At 68.9% G+C, this 18,332-nt stretch carries 14 protein-coding genes; 7 read left to right on the top strand and 7 right to left on the bottom strand.

Features of this window, described 5'->3' with window-relative positions; translation table 11 throughout:
- Window positions 1-127 precede the first annotated feature (127 nt).
- The 3 genes from ptsG to nagA all read left to right on the top strand — a co-directional run bounded on the left by ptsG (window position 128) and on the right by nagA (window position 4,316).
- On the top strand, window positions 128-1,912 hold the full coding sequence (gene ptsG, locus FZ029_RS06340) for a PTS glucose transporter subunit IIBC (RefSeq protein ID WP_149268465.1): 1,785 nt from the start codon (window positions 128-130) through the stop codon (window positions 1,910-1,912).
- 179 nt (window positions 1,913-2,091) lie between these two features.
- Window positions 2,092-3,153, top strand: a complete 1,062-nt coding sequence (locus tag FZ029_RS06335; protein ID WP_149268464.1) for an SIS domain-containing protein — start codon at window positions 2,092-2,094, stop codon at window positions 3,151-3,153.
- Window positions 3,153-4,316, top strand: a complete 1,164-nt coding sequence (nagA, locus tag FZ029_RS06330) for an N-acetylglucosamine-6-phosphate deacetylase (protein WP_149268463.1) — start codon at window positions 3,153-3,155, stop codon at window positions 4,314-4,316. The genes FZ029_RS06335 and nagA overlap by 1 nt, the downstream gene beginning before the upstream one ends.
- A gap of 170 nt (window positions 4,317-4,486) precedes the next feature.
- Here the strand turns inward: nagA and FZ029_RS06325 are convergent, their stop codons facing one another.
- Window positions 4,487-5,152 (bottom strand): HAD family hydrolase, encoded by a 666-nt coding sequence (locus FZ029_RS06325; protein ID WP_149268462.1) that lies wholly within the window; start codon window positions 5,150-5,152, stop codon window positions 4,487-4,489.
- A 51-nt stretch (window positions 5,153-5,203) separates the two neighbouring features.
- Window positions 5,204-5,962 (bottom strand): GntR family transcriptional regulator, encoded by a 759-nt coding sequence (locus FZ029_RS06320; RefSeq protein WP_149268461.1) that lies wholly within the window; start codon window positions 5,960-5,962, stop codon window positions 5,204-5,206.
- Window positions 5,963-6,169: 207 nt separating this feature from the next.
- On the opposite strand from FZ029_RS06320, the gene FZ029_RS06315 reads away from it, so the two are divergent.
- From FZ029_RS06315 to FZ029_RS06300, 4 genes are all read left to right on the top strand, one after another.
- Window positions 6,170-7,087, top strand: a complete 918-nt coding sequence (locus FZ029_RS06315) for an N-acetylmuramic acid 6-phosphate etherase (protein ID WP_149268460.1) — start codon at window positions 6,170-6,172, stop codon at window positions 7,085-7,087.
- 58 nt (window positions 7,088-7,145) lie between these two features.
- Complete coding sequence (nagE, locus tag FZ029_RS06310) at window positions 7,146-8,615, top strand: N-acetylglucosamine-specific PTS transporter subunit IIBC (RefSeq protein WP_149268459.1); 1,470 nt, start codon at window positions 7,146-7,148, stop codon at window positions 8,613-8,615.
- A 102-nt stretch (window positions 8,616-8,717) separates the two neighbouring features.
- Window positions 8,718-10,031 carry an amidase gene (locus FZ029_RS06305; protein WP_149268458.1) on the top strand — a complete coding sequence of 438 codons (1,314 nt, stop codon included), beginning with the start codon at window positions 8,718-8,720 and terminating at the stop codon, window positions 10,029-10,031.
- A 366-nt stretch (window positions 10,032-10,397) separates the two neighbouring features.
- Window positions 10,398-11,327: a hypothetical protein gene (locus FZ029_RS06300; protein ID WP_149268457.1), complete on the top strand. Its 930-nt coding sequence runs from the start codon at window positions 10,398-10,400 to the stop codon at window positions 11,325-11,327.
- 42 nt (window positions 11,328-11,369) lie between these two features.
- Here FZ029_RS06300 and FZ029_RS06295 read toward each other — a convergent pair whose 3' ends face one another.
- The 5 genes from FZ029_RS06295 to FZ029_RS06275 form a co-directional block, all read right to left on the bottom strand.
- On the bottom strand, window positions 11,370-12,710 hold the full coding sequence (locus FZ029_RS06295; protein ID WP_149268456.1) for a sigma-54 dependent transcriptional regulator: 1,341 nt from the start codon (window positions 12,708-12,710) through the stop codon (window positions 11,370-11,372).
- Complete coding sequence (locus FZ029_RS06290) at window positions 12,683-14,521, bottom strand: ATP-binding protein (RefSeq protein WP_149268455.1); 1,839 nt, start codon at window positions 14,519-14,521, stop codon at window positions 12,683-12,685. Before FZ029_RS06290 ends, FZ029_RS06295 begins: the two co-directional genes overlap by 28 nt.
- A 99-nt stretch (window positions 14,522-14,620) precedes the next feature.
- Window positions 14,621-15,901: a dicarboxylate/amino acid:cation symporter gene (locus FZ029_RS06285; protein WP_149268454.1), complete on the bottom strand. Its 1,281-nt coding sequence runs from the start codon at window positions 15,899-15,901 to the stop codon at window positions 14,621-14,623.
- A 103-nt stretch (window positions 15,902-16,004) separates the two neighbouring features.
- Entirely contained in the window at window positions 16,005-17,423 is a 1,419-nt protein-coding gene (gene aspA, locus FZ029_RS06280) for an aspartate ammonia-lyase (RefSeq protein ID WP_149268453.1), read from the bottom strand.
- Between the two features lie 204 nt (window positions 17,424-17,627).
- Window positions 17,628-18,329, bottom strand: coding sequence for an MOSC domain-containing protein (locus FZ029_RS06275; protein ID WP_149268452.1), 702 nt, complete (start codon window positions 18,327-18,329; stop codon window positions 17,628-17,630).
- Between the last annotated feature and the right edge of the window lie 3 nt (window positions 18,330-18,332).

Here is an 18,332-nt window from a genome sequence, read left to right as displayed (position 1 = left end):
GGATAAGCCGCAAGCTTGCCCGACACTCAACGTCGCCTATGTCGAGAAAACTGAGCACGGGTCAGGTTGTATTCCCATCCAGGGCTGACGATGTTGCCGCCGCCGGACAATTTGCGGGAGAGCCGCCATGGCATTGAACCCCTTTGCGTTTCTACAGAAAATCGGCAAGTCGCTGATGCTTCCGGTGGCGGTGCTTCCCGTCGCCGGCCTGTTGCTGGGCATCGGTGCGGCGAATTTCGAATGGATGCCGCCGCTGCTGTCGATGCTGATGAAGAATTCGGGCGACGTGATCTTCGGCAACCTGCCGCTGATCTTCGCCATCGGCGTGGCGCTGGGCTACACCGAAAATGACGGCGTGTCGGCCATCGCCGCCACCATCGGCTATGTCGTCATGCTCGCCACGCTGGGTGTGATGACCGGGGTCTGGGGCATGGAGCCCAAGACCATCATGGGCATCAAGTCGATGGAAACCGGCGTGTTCGGCGGCATCCTGGCCGGCGGGCTGGCAGCGGCGATGTTCAACCGCTTCTACAAAATCACGCTTCCGGCCTATCTGGGATTCTTCGCCGGCAAGCGGTTCGTGCCGATCATAACCGCGCTGGCCGCCATCGTGCTGGGCGTCGTCCTGTCGGTGATCTGGCCGCCGATCCAGGGTGGAATCAACAGCTTCTCGCACTGGGCGGCGGTGAACGACCCGCGCTTGGCCGCGACCATCTACGGCTTCGTCGAACGGCTGCTGATTCCATTTGGCCTCCATCACATCTGGAACGTGCCCTTCTTCTTCGAGATCGGGTCCTTCCAGAACGCCACCGGCCAGATCGTCCATGGCGACATCAACCGCTATTTCGCCGGCGATCCGACCGCCGGCATCCTGTCCGGCGCCTTCCTGTTCAAGATGTTCGGCCTGCCGGCCGCGGCCATCGCCATGTGGCATGCCGCCAAGCCGGAGAACCGGGTGCGCGTCGGCGGCATCATGATCTCGGCCGCGCTGACCTCTTTCCTGACCGGCATCACCGAGCCGATCGAGTTCAGCTTCCTGTTCCTGGCGCCGGTTCTGTACCTGATCCATGCGGTGCTGGCGGCGACCTCGCAGTTCATCATGAACTCGCTGGGCGCCCATATGGGCTTCACCTTCTCCCAGGGCGGCATCGACTTCGTGCTGTTCAACGTGCTCAGCCCCTATTCGCAGAAATGGTGGCTGGTGCTGATCCTGGGGCCGATCTATGCGGCGATCTATTATGTCGTGTTCCGCTACACCATCCTGGCGCTGAACCTGAAGACCCCCGGCCGTGAGGACGCGACGGAAGAGGGCATCAGCACCGCCACCGGCAGCGAGCGGGCGCGCGACCTCGTTCTGGCCTTCGGCGGGCGGGGCAACATCAGCAATCTGGACGCCTGCATCACCCGCCTGCGCGTGGTGGTGAAGGATCCGGCGCGCGTCGACGAGGGCAAGCTGCGCAACATGGGCGCGTCGGGCGTGCTGCGGGTGCGCGACAGCGTGCAGGCGGTGTTCGGCACCCTGTCGGAAAACCTGAAGACGGAGATGCAGGAGTATCTGCACAGCGCCGGTTCGGAAGCCGACGGTCCGGCCAGCGTGGCGGCACCGGTCGCGGCGGCGCCCGTTGCCGCATCGGCCGCAACCCCGCTGCCGACCGAGCGCGCCACCCGCATCGCCGAGGCGCTGGGCGGGACCGGCAACATCAAGACGCTGGCCGCTTTCGCCACCACCCGCCTGCGGGTCGAACTGAGCGACGCCGGCAAGGCGAATGCCGAGGCGCTGAAGCGGGCCGGCGTGCGTGCGGTTATGGGGCTGGGAGCCAACGGCATCGACCTGATCGTCGGCAACGACGCCGATGCGCTGGCCGGCGCGATGACCGGCATGCTGCCGGGCGGACGGCGCGCCGCCGAATAGCAGGACCCATGTCTGGTATTTGAGTGGTTTCATCAGGCGGCGCGACCAATCCCGGGTCGCGCCGCTTTTCTTTTCCGCAGTGCGGCTGTTGACGTGATGCGATTCCACCAATGGACGCTGGCCTCCGGCGCAAGAAGGTCTTACATTGGTATCTATACCAGTCAATCGCGAGCGCCGCCATGACCGATCCGGGCAATCCAGGTTTCAAGCCATCCCGCACAATTCCCCTGATGGCGGTGGAGGCGGCGGAGGCGCCCGCCGCGGTGGCCCGGCAGATCGAACGCTGCGGTGCCGGCTTCGCCGAGTTGGGCGCGCGCCTGCGCCGCGAGCCGCCGCGCTTCGTCGTCACCTGCGCCCGCGGCAGCTCCGACCATGCCTCGGCCTACGGCAAATACCTGATCGAGACGCGGATCGGCCGGGCGGTGGCCTCCATCGGGCCGTCGATCGCCTCCGTCTATGGCGGACATCTGAGCCTGGAGGGCGCGCTGTTCGTCGCGGTGTCCCAGTCCGGACGCAGCCCGGACCTGCTGCGGCTGGTGGAGGCGGCGAAGGCCGGCGGGGCGCTGGTGGTGGGATTCGTCAATGCGGAGGACTCGCCGCTGGCGGAGATGTGCGACCATTTCCTGCCGCTGGCGGCCGGGCCGGAGTGCAGCGTCGCCGCGACGAAATCCTGCATCGCTTCGCTGGCCGCCTATCTGCAGCTGGTGGCGCATTGGCAGGACGATCCCGCGTTGAAGGCGACTCTGGCGGCCTTGCCCGACACGCTGGAGGCGGCCAAGGCGCTGGACTGGACACCCGCGCTGATGCCGCTCGCCACGGCACAGAATCTCTATGTGCTGGGGCGCGGAGTCGGCTTCGGCGCGGCGCTGGAGATGGCGCTGAAATTCAAGGAGACCTGCCGCCTGCATGCCGAGGCCTTCAGCGCGGCGGAGGTCGTGCACGGCCCGCTGGCGCTGGTCGGCCCCGGATTCCCGGTGCTGGCCCTGACCCAGGCCGATGCGGCGGAACCCCACACCCGCGCGGTGGTTGAACGCATCGTCGGGCTGGGTGCCGCCGTCGCCACCACCGAAGCGGGACTTGCCGGAACCACGCTGCTGCCGAGCCTGCCGGGGATTGCACCGGAGGCCGCACCGCTGGCGGCGTTGCAGAGCTTCTACGGCGCGGTCTATGAACTGGCGCTGGCCCGCGGCATCGACCCCGACAGCCCGCCCAACCTTGCCAAAGTGACGAAGACCGTCTGATGCGACAACTCCTGACCGGCGCCCGGATTTTCACGGGCGAGACCATCCTCGACGGCCGCAGCCTGCTGGTCGGCGATGGCCGCGTCCTCGACATCGTCGCCCCCGGCCGCACCCCGCCGGACGTCGATCGGACGGTGGCGCTGGAGGCGGGCGACCTGCTGGCCCCCGGCTTTATCGACATCCAGGTCAATGGCGGCGGCGGCGTGCTGTTCAACGAGCAGCCGTCGGCGGAGGGGGCGCTCGCCATCGCCGCGGCGCACCGGCGCTTCGGCACCACCGGGCTGCTGCCGACCATCATCACCGACACCCCCGACTGCCACCGTGCCGCCGCCGAGGCCGCGGTGGAGGCGGTGGCGCAGCCCGGCAGCGGCGTGCTGGGCATCCATTTCGAAGGTCCCTTCATCAGCCCGCAGCGGGTGGGCGCCCACGACCCGCGCTTCGTCCGTGCGCCGGACGACGGCGATCTGGACTTCATCGGCGGGCTGCCGGCGCGGATGCCGGGCGGGCGGGTGCTGCTGACCCTGGCGCCGGAATGCGTGGAGGATGCGGCGCTGTCACGGCTGATGGCCGCCGGGGTCATCCTGTCGGTCGGTCACACGATGGCGAGCGCCGAGCGGGTGGTCGAAGCCTTCGATCTCGGCGTGCGCGGGGTGACGCATCTTTACAATGCGATGCCCGGCATCGCCAATCGCCAGCCCGGTCCGGCAGGGGCGGCGCTGGGCGACGGGCGGCCCTGGTGCGGACTGATCGCCGACGGGCATCATGTCCACCCGCTGATGATGCGGGCGGCGCTGGCGGCCCGGCCGCGCGGTCGGATGATGCTGGTGACCGACGCGATGCCGCCGACGGGCACCGACGCGGATCGCTTCGAGCTGAACGGGCGGACGATCTACCGGCGCGACGGCCGGCTGGTGCTGGCCGACGGGACGCTGGCCGGAGCGGATCTCGACATGGCGACGGCGGTGCGCAATGCCGGGACGCTGATCGGCCTGCCGCTGGAGGAGTCGCTGCGGATGGCGTCGCTCTATCCGGCGGAGTTTTTGGGGATGGATGGCGAGCGCGGAAGGATCACGCCGGGTTGGCGGGCGGATCTGGTGCTGCTGCGGCCGGATCTGACGGTGAAGGGCACTTGGGTGGAGGGGGAGTGGCGGGGGGCTGAGTGAGGGGATTTAGGATGTGAAAGTGTCGGGCTGACGATACCCCCACCCTAACCCTCCCCCGCTGGGCGGGGGAGGGACTGCCGTCGCCTTTCCGATTAAGCGCTTATCCCCTCCCCCGCCCAGCGGGGGAGGGTTAGGGTGGGGGCATCGTCAGCCTGAACCTCAAGGACTCGTCAGCCCACCGCCACGATCTCCAGCCCATCCTCCTCCACGCGCACCCGCAGAGCCGTCAGGTCGGGCAGGCACAGGTTGCCGCCCAACTCCTCCGCCGGCAGAGTCGTGGTCAGCGCGATCACCAGGGCGCCGGCGGCGCGGCCGGCCTCCAGACCCGCCGGGGCATCCTCGAACACCACGGTCTCGCGCGGGTCGAAGCCGAGTTTCTCGGCGGCGGTGCGGTAGCCTTCAGGGTGGGGCTTGCCGTGGGTGACCATGTCGGCGCCGATCAGCAGGTCGGGCAGGGGCAGGCCGGCCTGGGCGATGCGCTTCCGCGCCATGTCCTGCGGGGCGGAGGTCACCACCGCCCAGCGGTGACGCGGCAAGGACTGCAGAATCTCCAGTGCGCCGGCGACGGCGCGCACGCCTTCGACGTCGTTGGTGTAGCACTCCTCAACCAGGCGCACCTCCTCCTCGATGTCGGCGCCGGCGGGGGCGAAGCGGCGGACGGTTTCGATGCTGCGGACGCCGTGGCAGACGGCCAAGATGGCGTCGGGATCCAGGTCGTGCCGGGCGGCCCAACTGCGCCAGGAACGCTCCACGGGACCCTTGGTGTCGATCAGGGTGCCGTCCATGTCGAACAGGATGGCGCGGACACGGAACGGGGTATCAAGGGCAGGCTTCATCGCGCGCTCTCGTCAGGATTTTTTTGCAGGGGACGGAATGGTCCGGGGGGATCAGACCAGCGACAGCTCCACGACGAAGTCATAGGCGTCGCCGCGGTAGTGGGAACGGACGAACTCCAGGGGGGTTCCGTTCTCCAGGAAGGTGCGGCGCTCAATGTAGAGGGCGGGGGCGCCGTCCGGAACCCCCAGAAGCGTCGCCTGATCCGTCGGCAGGCGAATGGCAGACAAGCGTTGCAGCGCCCGGAAGGGCGGATTGCCGCGTGCGCGCAAGGTCTCGTACAGGGAACCCTGCACCAGATCCGGGTCGGGCAGAAAGCTGGTCGGCAGGGCGCTGAGTTCGATGGCGAGCGGGGTGCCGTCGGCCAGCCGCAGCCGGTGCAGCCGCACCACCTCCGCCCCCGGCCGCAGACCCAGCGCCATCGCCTCCTCCGGCGTCGCGGTGGCGACGGAGCGGCTGAGCCAGCGTGAATCGGGCTTCAGCCCGCGCCCGCCGATATCCTCGGTGAAGCTGGTCAGGGCGGACAGCCGCTGTTCCACATGGGGGCTGCGGTTGATGAAGGTGCCGGCGCCCTGGCGCTGGTGCAGCAGCCCCTCCGCGATCAGTTCGCGCAGCGCCTTGCGCACGGTGACACGGGACACGCCGAAGATCTCCGCCAGCTCCCGTTCGCCGGGCAGGGCGTCCTGGTCGGTCAGCCGGCCTTCGACGATCAGCGTCCGCAGATGCCGCGCCAGCTGAAGATAGAGCGGCAGGGGCAGCGCATCCGACAGGGCGGCGGGGTCGAACGGGGCCGCGGGGGCGGCGGTGGACATCGGCAACCACTCCAGTGCTCCGGGACCGGCATGATACCACTGAAAGGCCTTTGGGCAACAGGCCCGGACGGCAGCCGGCGGTGCCGCGCACGATTATGACCAGTTTCAGATTGCGGAATGTCCGGATTTTGGTATTCTGCACATACAGTCCAATCTAATACCACCAACCTCCGGTCCATGTACCGGAGCGACAGCGGAGCCGGGGGAATGGCAAGCGGCACCGAGGATGCGGCGAACCGGTACGGCCGGCTGGACGTGTGGCCGGCCGCCGAACTGATGACGGCCCTTTGGGAAGGGCAGACGCGGGCGCTGGCCGCCTGCGTTCCGGCATTGCCCGCGGTCGCCGCCGCCGTGGAGGCCGCGGCCGGGCGGCTGTCCGGCGTAAGTATGTCCGGCGGGCAGGGACGGCTGGTCTATGCGGGTGCAGGGTCGTCGGCGATGGTGGCGGCGCTCGACGGGATGGATCTGGGGCCGACCTTCGATTGGCCGGCGGAGCGTCTGGTGCTGCTGATCGCCGGGGGGCTCGACCTGTCGCGCGGGCTGGCCGGGGCGGCGGAGGATGACGAGGGGGCCGGTCGCGCCGATGCCGGCCGGGTGGGGATTTCCGCCGCCGACGTGGTTGTCGGGCTGTCGGCCAGCGGCGCCAGCGCCTACACCGTCGGCGTCCTGCGCGCCGCGCGGGAGGCGGGGGCGCTGACCATGGGCATCGCCAGCAGCGCCGGCTCTCCCCTGCTGGAGGCGGTGGAGCACCCGGTGCTGACCGCGACGGGGGCGGAGGTGATCGCGGGATCGACCCGGCTCGGCGCCGGAACCGCGCAGAAGGTGGTGCTGAACCTGTTTTCGACCGGCGTGATGACGGCGCTCGGCAATGTCTACGACAACCTGATGATCAATGTCCGGCCGGAGAACGCCAAGCTCCGCCGCCGCTGCACCGCCATGGTCGCCCGCATTGCCGGCGTCGACGAGGATGCTGCCGGGACGGCGCTGGAACGGCATGGCGACGTGCGCCGCGCCGTGCTGGGGCTGGCCGGGCTGGACGGGGCCGACATCGACCGGCTGCTGACGGAAACCGGCGGCAACCTGCGCCGGGCGATGGAACGGGCCAGGCCGACACCGCGAAAATGACCAACATGACGGGTCCGGCACAGTGAGGCCGGGGCCCGCTTCACTGGGAGACGTCCGAATGTCTGCTGATCGTTTGCCGGGCGACCGTTTCTCGGGCGTCCAGAGGCTGGGGCGGGCGCTGATGCTGCCGATCGCCGTTCTGCCCATCGCCGGGCTGCTGCTGCGCATCGGCCAGCCCGACCTGCTGAACATCGCCTTCATCGCCGCGGCGGGCGACGCCGTCTTCTCCAACCTGGGCGTCCTGTTCGCCGTCGGCATCGCCATCGGCTTCGCGCGGGAGAACCATGGCGCCGCCGGCCTGGCCGGTGCGGTGGGCTATTTCGTGGCGGTGAAGGGTGCGGTGGTGCTGAGCGGCGTCGCGCCGGAGCTGGTGGCGAAGATGTCCAGCCGCATCAGCATTCCGGTCGGCATCCTGATCGGCATCATCGCCGGCCAGCTCTACAATAGATACAAGGACATCAAGCTGCCGGACTATCTCGCCTTCTTCGGCGGGCGGCGCTTCGTGCCCATCATCACCGGACTGGCGGCGCTGGGGATCGCGCTGGTCTTCGGCTATGGCTGGCCCATCGTCGATTCCGGGCTGACCGCGCTGACCACCGGCGTGCTGGGGCTGGGCGAGTTCGGACTGTTCCTCTACGGCGTGCTCAACCGCATCCTGATCATCACCGGCCTGCACCACATCATCAACAACATCGCGTGGTTCCTGCTGGGCGATTACCAGGGCGTCACCGGCGACCTGAACCGCTTCTTCAAGGGCGACCCGACGGCCGGCGCCTTCATGGCCGGCTTCTTCCCGGTGATGATGTTCGGCCTGCCCGCCGCCTGCCTCGCCATGTACCACACCGCCAAGCCGGAGAACCGCGCGGCGGTCGGCGGCGTGCTGCTGTCGATGGCGCTGACCGCCTTCCTGACCGGCGTGACGGAGCCGGTGGAATTCGCCTTCATGTTCCTGGCGCCGGTGCTGTTCGCCGTCCATGCCGTGCTGACCGGCCTGTCGATGGTGCTGATGGACGTGCTGAACGTGAAGCTGGGCTTCGGATTCTCGGCCGGCCTGTTCGACTATGTGCTGAATTACGGCAAGGCGACCAACCCGATCCTGCTTCTGCCGGTGGGGGCGGTGTACTTCGCCGTCTATTACGGGCTGTTCCGCTTCGTCATCCAGCGCTTCGATCTGAAGACGCTGGGCCGTGACGACGTCGCCATTCCGGCCAGTCAGGCGCCGGCAACCGAGGGCGTCCGCCCCGCCGCTGCCGCGCCGGTGGCGGTGACCAGCGACCGGGCCGGTGCCTATGTCGCCGCATTGGGCGGGGCGGGCAACCTGCGCTCGGTGGAGGCCTGCACCACCCGCCTGCGCCTGAGCGTCGCCGACGCCGGCCGTGTCGACGAGGCGGCATTGAAGCGGATCGGTGCGCGCGGCGTGGTGAAGCCCTCGGCCAACTCGGTCCAGGTCATCGTCGGCCCGATCGCCGACCAGCTGGCGGGCGAGATCCAGGACTCGCTGAAGGCATCGGCCGGCATGCGGGTGTGATCGGCGAGGCGGGGCCGGCCCGCATCATCGCTATCGCCAACCCGGCGGCGATGTGGCACATGCCTTTACGCGCCCCATTCGATCATCCGCCAGGAGCCTGCCATGACCGCGCCGACCGCCTCCCGCGCCTCCGCCGCCGACCGGCTGGAGGCGGCGCTCTCCCGGATCGCCGACCCGGAGCGGCAGGGTGCCCTGGTCTTCACGGACGTCTATGCGGAAGAGGCGCGCGCCGCGGCCTTGGCCAGCGACCGCCGGGCGGCGGCCGGCCGACGGCTGGGGCCGCTCGACGGGCGGATCGTCTCGGTCAAGGCTCTGTTCGATGTGGCGGGCGAGACCACGGCGGCCGGGTCCGCCATCCTGCGGAGCCGGCTGGCCGCATCGCGCGATGCCCGTGCGGTGGCCCGGCTGCACGCGGCGGGTGCGGTGATCGTCGGCCGGACCCACATGACGGAGTTCGCCTTCTCCGCCGTCGGCATCAATCCGCATTATGGCAATCCCGGCAATCCGCGTGACCGTTCGCGGGTGCCGGGCGGGTCGTCGTCGGGGGCGGTGATCTCCGTCGTGGACGGCATGGCGGAGATCGCGCTGGGAAGCGATACCGGCGGATCGCTGCGCATCCCGGCGGCCTTGTCCGGCGCCGTCGGCTTCAAGCCGTCCGCCGGCCGCCTGCCGGCCGAAGGGGCGTTCCCGCTGTCGCCGACGCTGGACGTCATCGGGCCGATTGCCGCCACCGTCGCCGATGCCGCCTTGCTGGACAGCGTGCTTTCCGACGGCGATCCGGCGCCGTCGGCGGCGCTTCCGGTCGCCGGGCAGTCCTTCCTGGTGCCGCGCGGCCGGCTGTTCGACGGCGTCGAGACCGCCGTCGCCGCCGCGTTCGAGACGGCGCTGGACCGGCTGCGCGCGGCCGGGGCGCATATCGTGGACGGATCCATCGAGGCGGAATTGGACGCGCTGGCGGAGTTGGACCGCATCGGCGTCTTCACCGCCATCGAACTGGCGGCGACGCTGGCCGAACTCGACATCACGGCGCTCGACGGCATCGATCCGAAGACCCGCGCGCGGATCGAGGCCGGCGGTAAGGCGCCCGCCGCCGACTATGTCCGCATGCAGCGCCGCCGCGCCGAACTGATCCGGCTGATGGACGAGCGTCTGACCCGTCATCCGGTCCTGCTGCTGCCGACCGTGCCGATGACCGCGCCTGCCATTTCCGAGGTGCTGGAGGACGCGGCCTTCCATCGCGTCAATCTGGCGCTGCTGCGCAACACCCGCGTCGCCAACCTGTTCGATCTGCCGGCCATTTCCCTGCCGGTACCGACTGACGGCCTACCGGTCGGGCTGATGGCGATGGGGCGGCGCGGCAGCGACCACAGCCTGCTGGGCATCGCCGCCGGGATCGAAGCGGTGCTGCTCGGGTGACCCCCGGAGCGGGGGTGTGATCAAAGTGGGGCCCGGAATTTTCCGCGCAGGAATCCCGGCCCCGCACGTATCACCGGTGACGACGTGCGTCGTTGTTGAAGAGTATGAAATAAAATTCACAAATAACCGATTCATGACTCCCAAATGACCACTCATCGTCACAAGCGGTGGTAAAGAGTGGGCGCAGGAAAGAATCCGGTTCATTTTGGGGAAAACCGCCGCCTATTGTCTCCGGGCGGTCCGATGACGACTGCAGACGAGAGCTGAATGCCGTCGATGATGACGGCCGGGAGCCATCCGGTTGTGCCGTAAATATCGGCGCTGAAAATACGGATGGCAATCAGCTGAAATGCTTGGAGACTATTTATGGCTACCAACCTCGCCACTGATTCGCTCAAGTCCGTGATGTCCAAGGCTGCCACCGGCCCGACCTCTTCCGTCGCGACCTCCGACAGCGCAGTTGCCGAGTTCCGAGCCCACCAGCCTCTGCACCAGGACACCCAGAGCGACGCCTCCACTGGCGGCACCACCGACACCACCGCCCAGCATGGCACGCCGACGCTGTCCGACAGCGCCATCGCCGAACTGAAGGCCGCCTATGTCGCGGTCGAACACGCCATTGCCGAGGCCAAGAGCGGCGCGACGGGCAGCACGACCGACACGACGGGTACGGACAAGGCGGCCACGGATACGGCCGCTACGGATACGGCGTCGACCGACAAGGCGCCCACCGATGCGGCCAGCCATAAGACCGCCGACACTTCGACGCACCAGCCGCCGGCCGGTCCGCTGGTGAAGGTTCTGGCCGACGCCACCGGCGAAACCACCGCCACCGTACAAGGCGTGTTGCAGCAGGTCCGCGCCGTGCTGCACCAGGAGCACCTGACCGACGCCTCCGGCCATGATTCCGGCCATGCCGGGACGAGCGACACGGCGGCCGGCGCCAAACCCTCCACCGGCACCACCACCGGCACGGGAAACACCTCCACGGCGACGGACGACGCCAAGACCGGCGATACCCCGCACTGGCATGACCGGCTGATCGCGCAGCACGACGGCAGCGGCGGCGCAGGTTCGACCGATGCCGCCGGCGGTCAGGCCGCGGCCGACAGCGGCAGTGCCCTCTGGCAGCATTTCCTGAACCATTATGCCGCGGCCGACAGCACGTTCACCGGCAACGCCGACGTGGTCGCGGCGGTCGACGGGTTCGTCGACACCGTCCAATCGCTGCATCTCGACCACGGCCATGGGCAGATGCATGGCTCCGACGGCGTGCATCTCGACACCGCCGCCTGACCGGTCCTGCGCCCTCCCACCCGACGGGAGGGCGCAGCCTCTTCACGACAGCCCGTATTTCCTGATCTTGTCGTGCAGCGTGGTCTTGGCGATCTGCAAATCCTCCGCGGCGCGGGCGAGGCTGTGGTCGGTGCGGCGCAGGGTGTCGGCGATCAGGGCCCGCTCGAAGGCATCCACCGTCTCGGCCAGCGGCCGGCCGGTGGCGGGGTGGGTGCTGGCGAAGGGCGGGAAGCCGTGTTCGATGCCCAGGACGCAGCGGTCGGCGACATTGTGCAATTCGCGCACGTTGCCCGGCCAGTCATAGGCCATCAGGCGGCGCATGCGCTCGGCATCCGGGGGCGGAACCGGGCGGCCGTGGCGGGCGGCGGCCTGAAGGGTGAACTGCTCGAACAGCAGCGGGATGTCCTCGCGCCGGTCGCGCAGCGGCGGCAAGGGCAGGTTGGCGACATTCAGGCGGTAATAGAGGTCGGCGCGGAACTGCCCGCGGTCGGCCAGCTCGCGCAAATCCACCTTGGTCGCGGCGATCACCCGGCAATCGACATGGACAGGGGTGTTGGAGCCCAGCCGTTCCAGTGTGCGCTCCTGAAGCACCCGCAGGAATTTGATCTGCACCGGCATCGGCATGCTCTCGATCTCGTCGAGGAACAGGGTGCCGCCGTTGGCGTGCTCCACCTTGCCGACGCGGCGCTTGCCGGCCCCGGTGAAGGCGCCGGCCTCGTGGCCGAAGATTTCGCTGTCGATCAGGCTTTCTGGCAGGCCGCCGCAGTTGATGGCGACGAAGTTGCCGCCCCGGCGCGGGCTGGCGTCGTGCAGGCAGCGGGCGGCGAGTTCCTTGCCGGAGCCGGTCTCGCCATGGATCAGCACGTCGGCGGCGGAGTTGGCGAGTTCGCCGATCAGCCGGCGCACCCGTGCCATCTGCGGCGACCCGCCGACCAGCCGCGCCTCGATGCTGTCGCGGTTCTGCAGGCGCGCGCGCAGGTCGCGCACCTCCAGCGTCAGGCGGCGCTTTTCCAGGGCGCGGCGCACCACCTCGACCAGATAGTCGGGGGAAAAGGGCTTTTCGATGAAGTCGTGGGCGCCGAGCTTCATGGCCTGCACCGCCATCGACACGTCGCCATGGCCGGTCATCAGCACCACCGGCAAATCGGGGTCGGCGGCCAGCAACTCGGCCAACAGCGCCATCCCGTCCATGCCCGGCAGGCGGATGTCGGTGACGACGATGCCGGGAAAGCCGTCGGCCACCAGCCGGCGGGCCTTCTCCGCGCTGTCCACCGCCTGGGTTGGGATGTCCTCCAGCTCCAAAGCCTGCTGGCAGCCGAGGCTGACGTTCGGGTCATCCTCGACGATGAGGACCTTCAGGGCGGGGGCGGCAGAGTCGGACATGCGAAGTCTCCGGCCTGGATGGCGGTCGGGTCGGTGGGCAGGTCGGCGGCGGGCAGGTCGATGGTGAAGATCGCCCCGCCATCCGCAACATTCGCCCCGGTCAGGGCGCCGCCGAAGTCACGCACGATCCCGGCCGAGATGGCAAGCCCCAAGCCGAGCCCGCCGCCGCCCTCGCGGGAGCCCTCCTTCGCCGCCTCCTTGGTGGTGAAGAAGGGCTCGAACAGGCGGGGCAGCACGTCGGCGGGCAGGCCGGGGCCGTTGTCGGCCACCTGGATGCGGACCCGGCCATCCTCCGTCCGGGCGGTTATCGCCAGCCTGCCGTCCTTGCGCCCGGCCAGCGCGTCCAGGCCGTTGGCGACCAGATTGACCAGCACCTGCTCCAACCGGTTGGGATCGCAGAGCGCCACGACCTCCTCCGGCACGTCGAGCTGGACGGCGACGCCGGAGCGCCGCAGCCGCTGGTCGAGCAGGAACAGCGCGTTGTCGACCGGCCGGCGCACCGCCACCGGGCGGGGTGCGCCGGAGGATTTGCGGGCAAAGGACTTCAGCTGGCTGGTCAGGGCGCCCATGGCGTCCACCAGATTGGCGATACGCTCCAGATTGCCCTGCACGGCGTCGAGATTGCCGCGCTGGAGGAACTTGACGCTGTTGCCGGACAGGGTGCGCAGCGCCGCCAGCGGCTGGTTCAGCTCATGCGCCAGACCGGCGGAGAGCTGGCCGATCACCGCCAGCTTGCCGGCATGGACAAGCTCGTCCTGGGCGGCGCGCAGGTTGCGGGTGCGTTCCTCCACCTTGCGTTCGAGGTCGTGCAGGTGGCGGCGGCGCTGCACCCACATCAGCAGCAGGATGCCGAGAAAGGCGCTGCCCACCGCGGCAAGGGCGGCGCGGGTCCAGGCCATGCCGGTCACCTGATCCACCGGCGACAGCACGGTCATCGTCCAGCCGGTGCCGTGCAGCGGCGCCGTCTGGGCCAGGAAGCCGCCGGACACCGGGAAGACCGTCTCTTCCAACTGCCCCTCGGCCGGGCGGGGGAGGCGGACGAGTTCGGCATCCTCGGCGATGCGGTCCAGCGGCGTCAGGCCGAGCGGCGGTAGCGGTCGGGCGTTGTATTGCAGGGTCTGGTCGAAATGTCGGCGGGTCGGCTCGTCCATCGGCCGCAGGGTGGTGAATTTCCAGGAGGGGACGGAGGCGAGGATGACCACACCGTTCTCGTCGCTGACCAGCACCGGCGCCTCCACCGTCGACCAGCTTTGTTCCAGCTGCTCCAGGCTGACCTTCACCACCGCGACGCCGACGATGGCGCCATCCTCCGCCAGGGGCGAGGACAGATAATAGCCGGCCTCTCCCCGCGTGGTGCCGACGCCGAAGAAGCGGCCCTGGCGGCCGGCGGCGGCCTCGACGAAGTATGGGCGGTAGGACAGATCCTCGCCGATGAAGCTGTCGGGACGGTTCCAGTTGCTGGCGGCCACCACCAGGCCCTGGCGGTTCAGCACATAGATCGACAGGGTGCCGGCCCGCTCGTTCAGCCGTTCCAGATAGCGGTTCAGCCCCCAGGCCAGCGGAGCGCGGCCGGAGACGAGGTCGAGGACGTCGCGCTCCAGCCCCAGCGTGGCCGGGAAATAGGCGTATTTGTCGATCTCCCGCTCCAGGCTCTCGGCATAGAGGTCGAGCCGGTGGTGCCCGGTCTCCTGCAGCGCGGCCAGCCCCATCCCCTCGCTGATGCGGAAGCCGACGATGCCGGCAAGCAGGGCCAGACCGGCGAGCGCCGGCAGCAGAAGACCGATGGTGCGGAGGCGTCTGGCAACAGGCATGAAAAAGGCGGGCAGGGAAAGGGACCGCCGCATCATAGCAGAAGCCCCTGTCCCATGGCCCGCCCGTCTTCCGGACTGGTCCGTCGGGTTACTGGCCCGTCACTCGGCAGCGGCCGGGGCGGGCAGGGCGCCGCCGGCTTCCTCCGCCGCTTCATCCTCGCCGCCCAGCGCGTTCTCCCACTTGGCGACGACGGTGGTGGCGATGCCGTTGCCCAGCACGTTGGTGGCGGTGCGGCCCATGTCGAGGAAATGGTCGATGCCCATGATCAGCAGCACGCCGGCCTCCGGCAGGTGGAACATCGGCAGCACGGCGGCGACCACCACCAGCGAGGAACGCGGAACGCCGGCGATGCCCTTGCTCGACACCATCAGCACCAGCAGCATGACGATCTGCTGTTCCAGCGTCAGCGGGATGCCATAGGCCTGGGCGATGAACAGCGACGCGAAGGTCGTGTAGATCATCGAGCCGTCGAGGTTGAAGGAATAGCCGAGCGGCAGGACGAAGCCGATCACACGCTCACTAACGCCGAAGGCCTTCAGCTCCTCCATCACGCGGGGATAGGCGGATTCGCTGGACGCGGTGGAGAAGCCCAGCAGCATCGGCTGGCGCATCGCCTTGACCACGCGGAACACGTCGCCCTTCAGCACGACGAAGCCGGCGAAGATCAGCGTCGCCCACAGGACCGCCAGCGTCAGATAGAAGCTGCCCATGAACTTGCCGTAGACGGCCAGCACGCCGAGGCCCTGCGTCGTCACCACGTTGGCGACGGCGGCGAAGACGCCGATGGGGGCGAAGCGCATGACATAGTCGGTGACCTTCAACATCACCGGCACGACCTCTTCGATCGAGCGGGCGAGCAGGCCGGCCTTGGTGTCGCGCAGCTGGCCGATGGCGAGGCCGACGAAGACCGAGAAGATCAGGATCTGCAGGATCTCGTTGTTCGCCATCGCTTCGAAGAAGTTGCGCGGGAAGACGTGGGTCAGGAAATCCTTCAGGTTCAGGGCGGAGGTCTTCAGGCCGGCGCTGGCGCCGGCATCGGGAAGCGGCACGCCGACATTGGCGCCGGGCTGCAGCAGGTTGGCGAAGATCAGCCCGATGAACAGCGACGCGAAGGACGCCATCAGGAACCAGCCGACCGCCTTGCCGCCGATGCGGCCGACGGTGCGGGCGTCGCCCATGCCGGCCATGCCGGCGACCAGGGTGGCGAAGATCAGGGGCGCGATGATCATCTTGATCAGGCGCAGGAAGATGTCCGTCACCATCGCGAAATAGCCGGCGATGTCCTTGGCGGCGGCCGCGTCGAACAGGCTGTTGCAGACATAGCCGGTGACGATGCCCAGCAGCATGGCGACGATGATCAGCGTCGTCTGTTTGTTCATGGTCCTGTTACCTCACCTTTCCCGCCCGCCTCGATGCGCCGGCCGGGTTGCGGTCGATGGGAAAACCGGCCCCGAACGGGTCGGAGCCGGGTGGCGGAACGGGTCAGCCGGCGGTCGCCAGCAGCCGCGGCCGGGTCAGCACATCCGGCCGCAGCACCTCGGCCAGCGCGGCGGCGGTCATCAGGCCGCGCGCCTCCACCAGTTCGGCCACGCCCTTGCCGGTGCGGTGGGCCTCGGCGGCCACCTCGGTGGCGTTGGCGTAGCCGATGTAGGGGTTGAGCGCGGTGACGATGCCGATGGAGTTGCGCACCGCCGCTTCCAGGTGGTCGCGGTTGGCGGTGATGCCGTCGACGCAGCGGTCCGCCAGCACCAGACAGCCCTGGCGCAGATGGGTGATGCTCTTGAACAGGCTGTGCGCGATGATCGGCTCGAAGGCGTTCAGCTGCAGCTGTCCGGCCTCGGCCGCGAAGGTGACGGTCATGTCGTTGCCGATCACCTCGAAGGCGATCTGGTTGACCACCTCGGGGATCACCGGGTTGACCTTGCCCGGCATGATCGACGAGCCGGCCTGACGCGCCGGCAGGTTGATCTCGCCGAAGCCGGCGCGCGGTCCGCTGGACAGCAGTCGCAGGTCGTTGCAGGTCTTGGACAGCTTCACCGCCACCCGCTTCAGCACGCCCGACAGCTGGACGAAGCTGCCGCAATCCTGCGTCGCCTCCACCAGATTGGGGGCGGTGACGACGGGAACGCCGCTGATCTCGGCCAGACGGCGGCAGACCAGCGCCGCATAGTCGGGATGGGCGTTGATGCCGGTGCCGATGGCGGTCGCGCCCAGATTGATTTCGCGGATCAGCAGGGCGGCCTCCTTCAGCCGCTCCTCGTCCTCGGCCAGCATCACGGCGTAGGTGGAGAATTCCTGGCCCAGCGTCATCGGCACGGCGTCCTGCAGCTGGGTGCGGCCCATCTTCAGGATGTCGCGGAACTCGTCGGCCTTGCGCTGGAAGGCGGCGCGCAGATGGCCCATCGCCTCCACCAGCCGGAAGATGCCGGTGTAGGTCGCCAGCTTCAGCGCCGTCGGATAGACGTCGTTGGTCGACTGGCTCATGTTGACATGTTCGTTGGGGTGCAACTGGGCGTAGTCTCCGCGACGGTGGCCCAGGATCTCCAGCGCCCGGTTGGCGATCACCTCGTTGGCGTTCATGTTGGTCGAGGTGCCGGCCCCGCCCTGGATCACGTCGACGACGAACTGGTCGTGCAGCTTGCCGGCGAGGATTTCGCGGCAGGCGGCGGCGATGGCGTCGGCCCGCTCGGCGTTCAGCAGCCCAAGCTCGTGGTTGGCGCGGGATGCTGCCATCTTGATCTCGGCCAGCGCGCGGACCAGATCGGGGTAATGGGAAATCGGCGTGCCGGTGATCGGGAAATTCTCGACAGCGCGCAGGGTGTGGACACCGTAATAGGCGTCGGCCGGGACCTCGCGGTCGCCCAGCAGGTCATGTTCGGTGCGCGTTGTTGCTGCAGGCATCGGACGTTTCGCTCCCTTGGTTGAGACCGCCCCGTCTTCGCGGGGCGCAACCGGTAAGGAGCAACCGCCATGCCAGCGCGGGCGGGCATGGTGTCGCGGCCTAAGCCATTGATCTTTCTGCGTATGATTGCTGGTGAGAGCCGCGGTCGTTCGGATTTCCGAATGCGCCCGCCATCGGGCGTCCGGAAATCCGAATGCCGCCGGTCATTCGCCGAGGCGGTTGGTCCAATCCTCGACCCGGCCGCTCTCCACCCGGCGGCGGGCGAGGGTGCGCCAGCCGGACGCCAGCGGCTCCAGTTCCGCGATGCCGGCCAGCGTGGGAAGGTCGCCGGTGTCGTGGTAGAAGGCGCGCAGGATGCGGGCCAGCGGCCAGTCGGGCAGGAGGCGGTCGATCAGGGCGACCTCGTCGCCGGCGGCGGCGATGCCGGGCTCCAGCACGCGATAATACCAGCCGGTCCGGCCGGTGGACTGGACCCGCCGCGCCATGTCGGTCACGCCGAAGCGGTGGTTCAGCTTCCAGCAGGGCTGGCGGCCCTGGCTGACCTGCAAGACCGCCGTGCCGATGCGGAAGACGTCGCCGACGCAGACCGTCTCCTCCGTCAGGCCGAGGGTCGAGATGTTCTCGCCGAAGGCGCCGACACCACCCAGCATCGGGGCGGGGGCGGGCAGGTCGGCGCGCCACGCCGCATAATGGTCGAAGGGGTAATGGTGGACCGCCTTGTCCGGCCCGCCATGGTTGCGGCGGTCGGCCTGCTCGTCGCCCTCCAGCCCGGCCGGGCCGATGGCGACCGCGGCATCGGTCGGCTGCTTGCCGATGGCGCTGAGCGTGTCCGGCCTTCCGAACGGCACCGCCTTGCCGGTCAGCACAGCGTTCAGCATCGCCTTCGTCATCAGGGGCTTCGTCATTGG

The organism is Azospirillum sp. Sh1, assembly GCF_008365135.1.
Taxonomy (GTDB): Bacteria; Pseudomonadota; Alphaproteobacteria; order Azospirillales; family Azospirillaceae; genus Azospirillum; species Azospirillum oryzae.
This window is presented reverse-complemented; position numbering and strand designations above follow the sequence as displayed.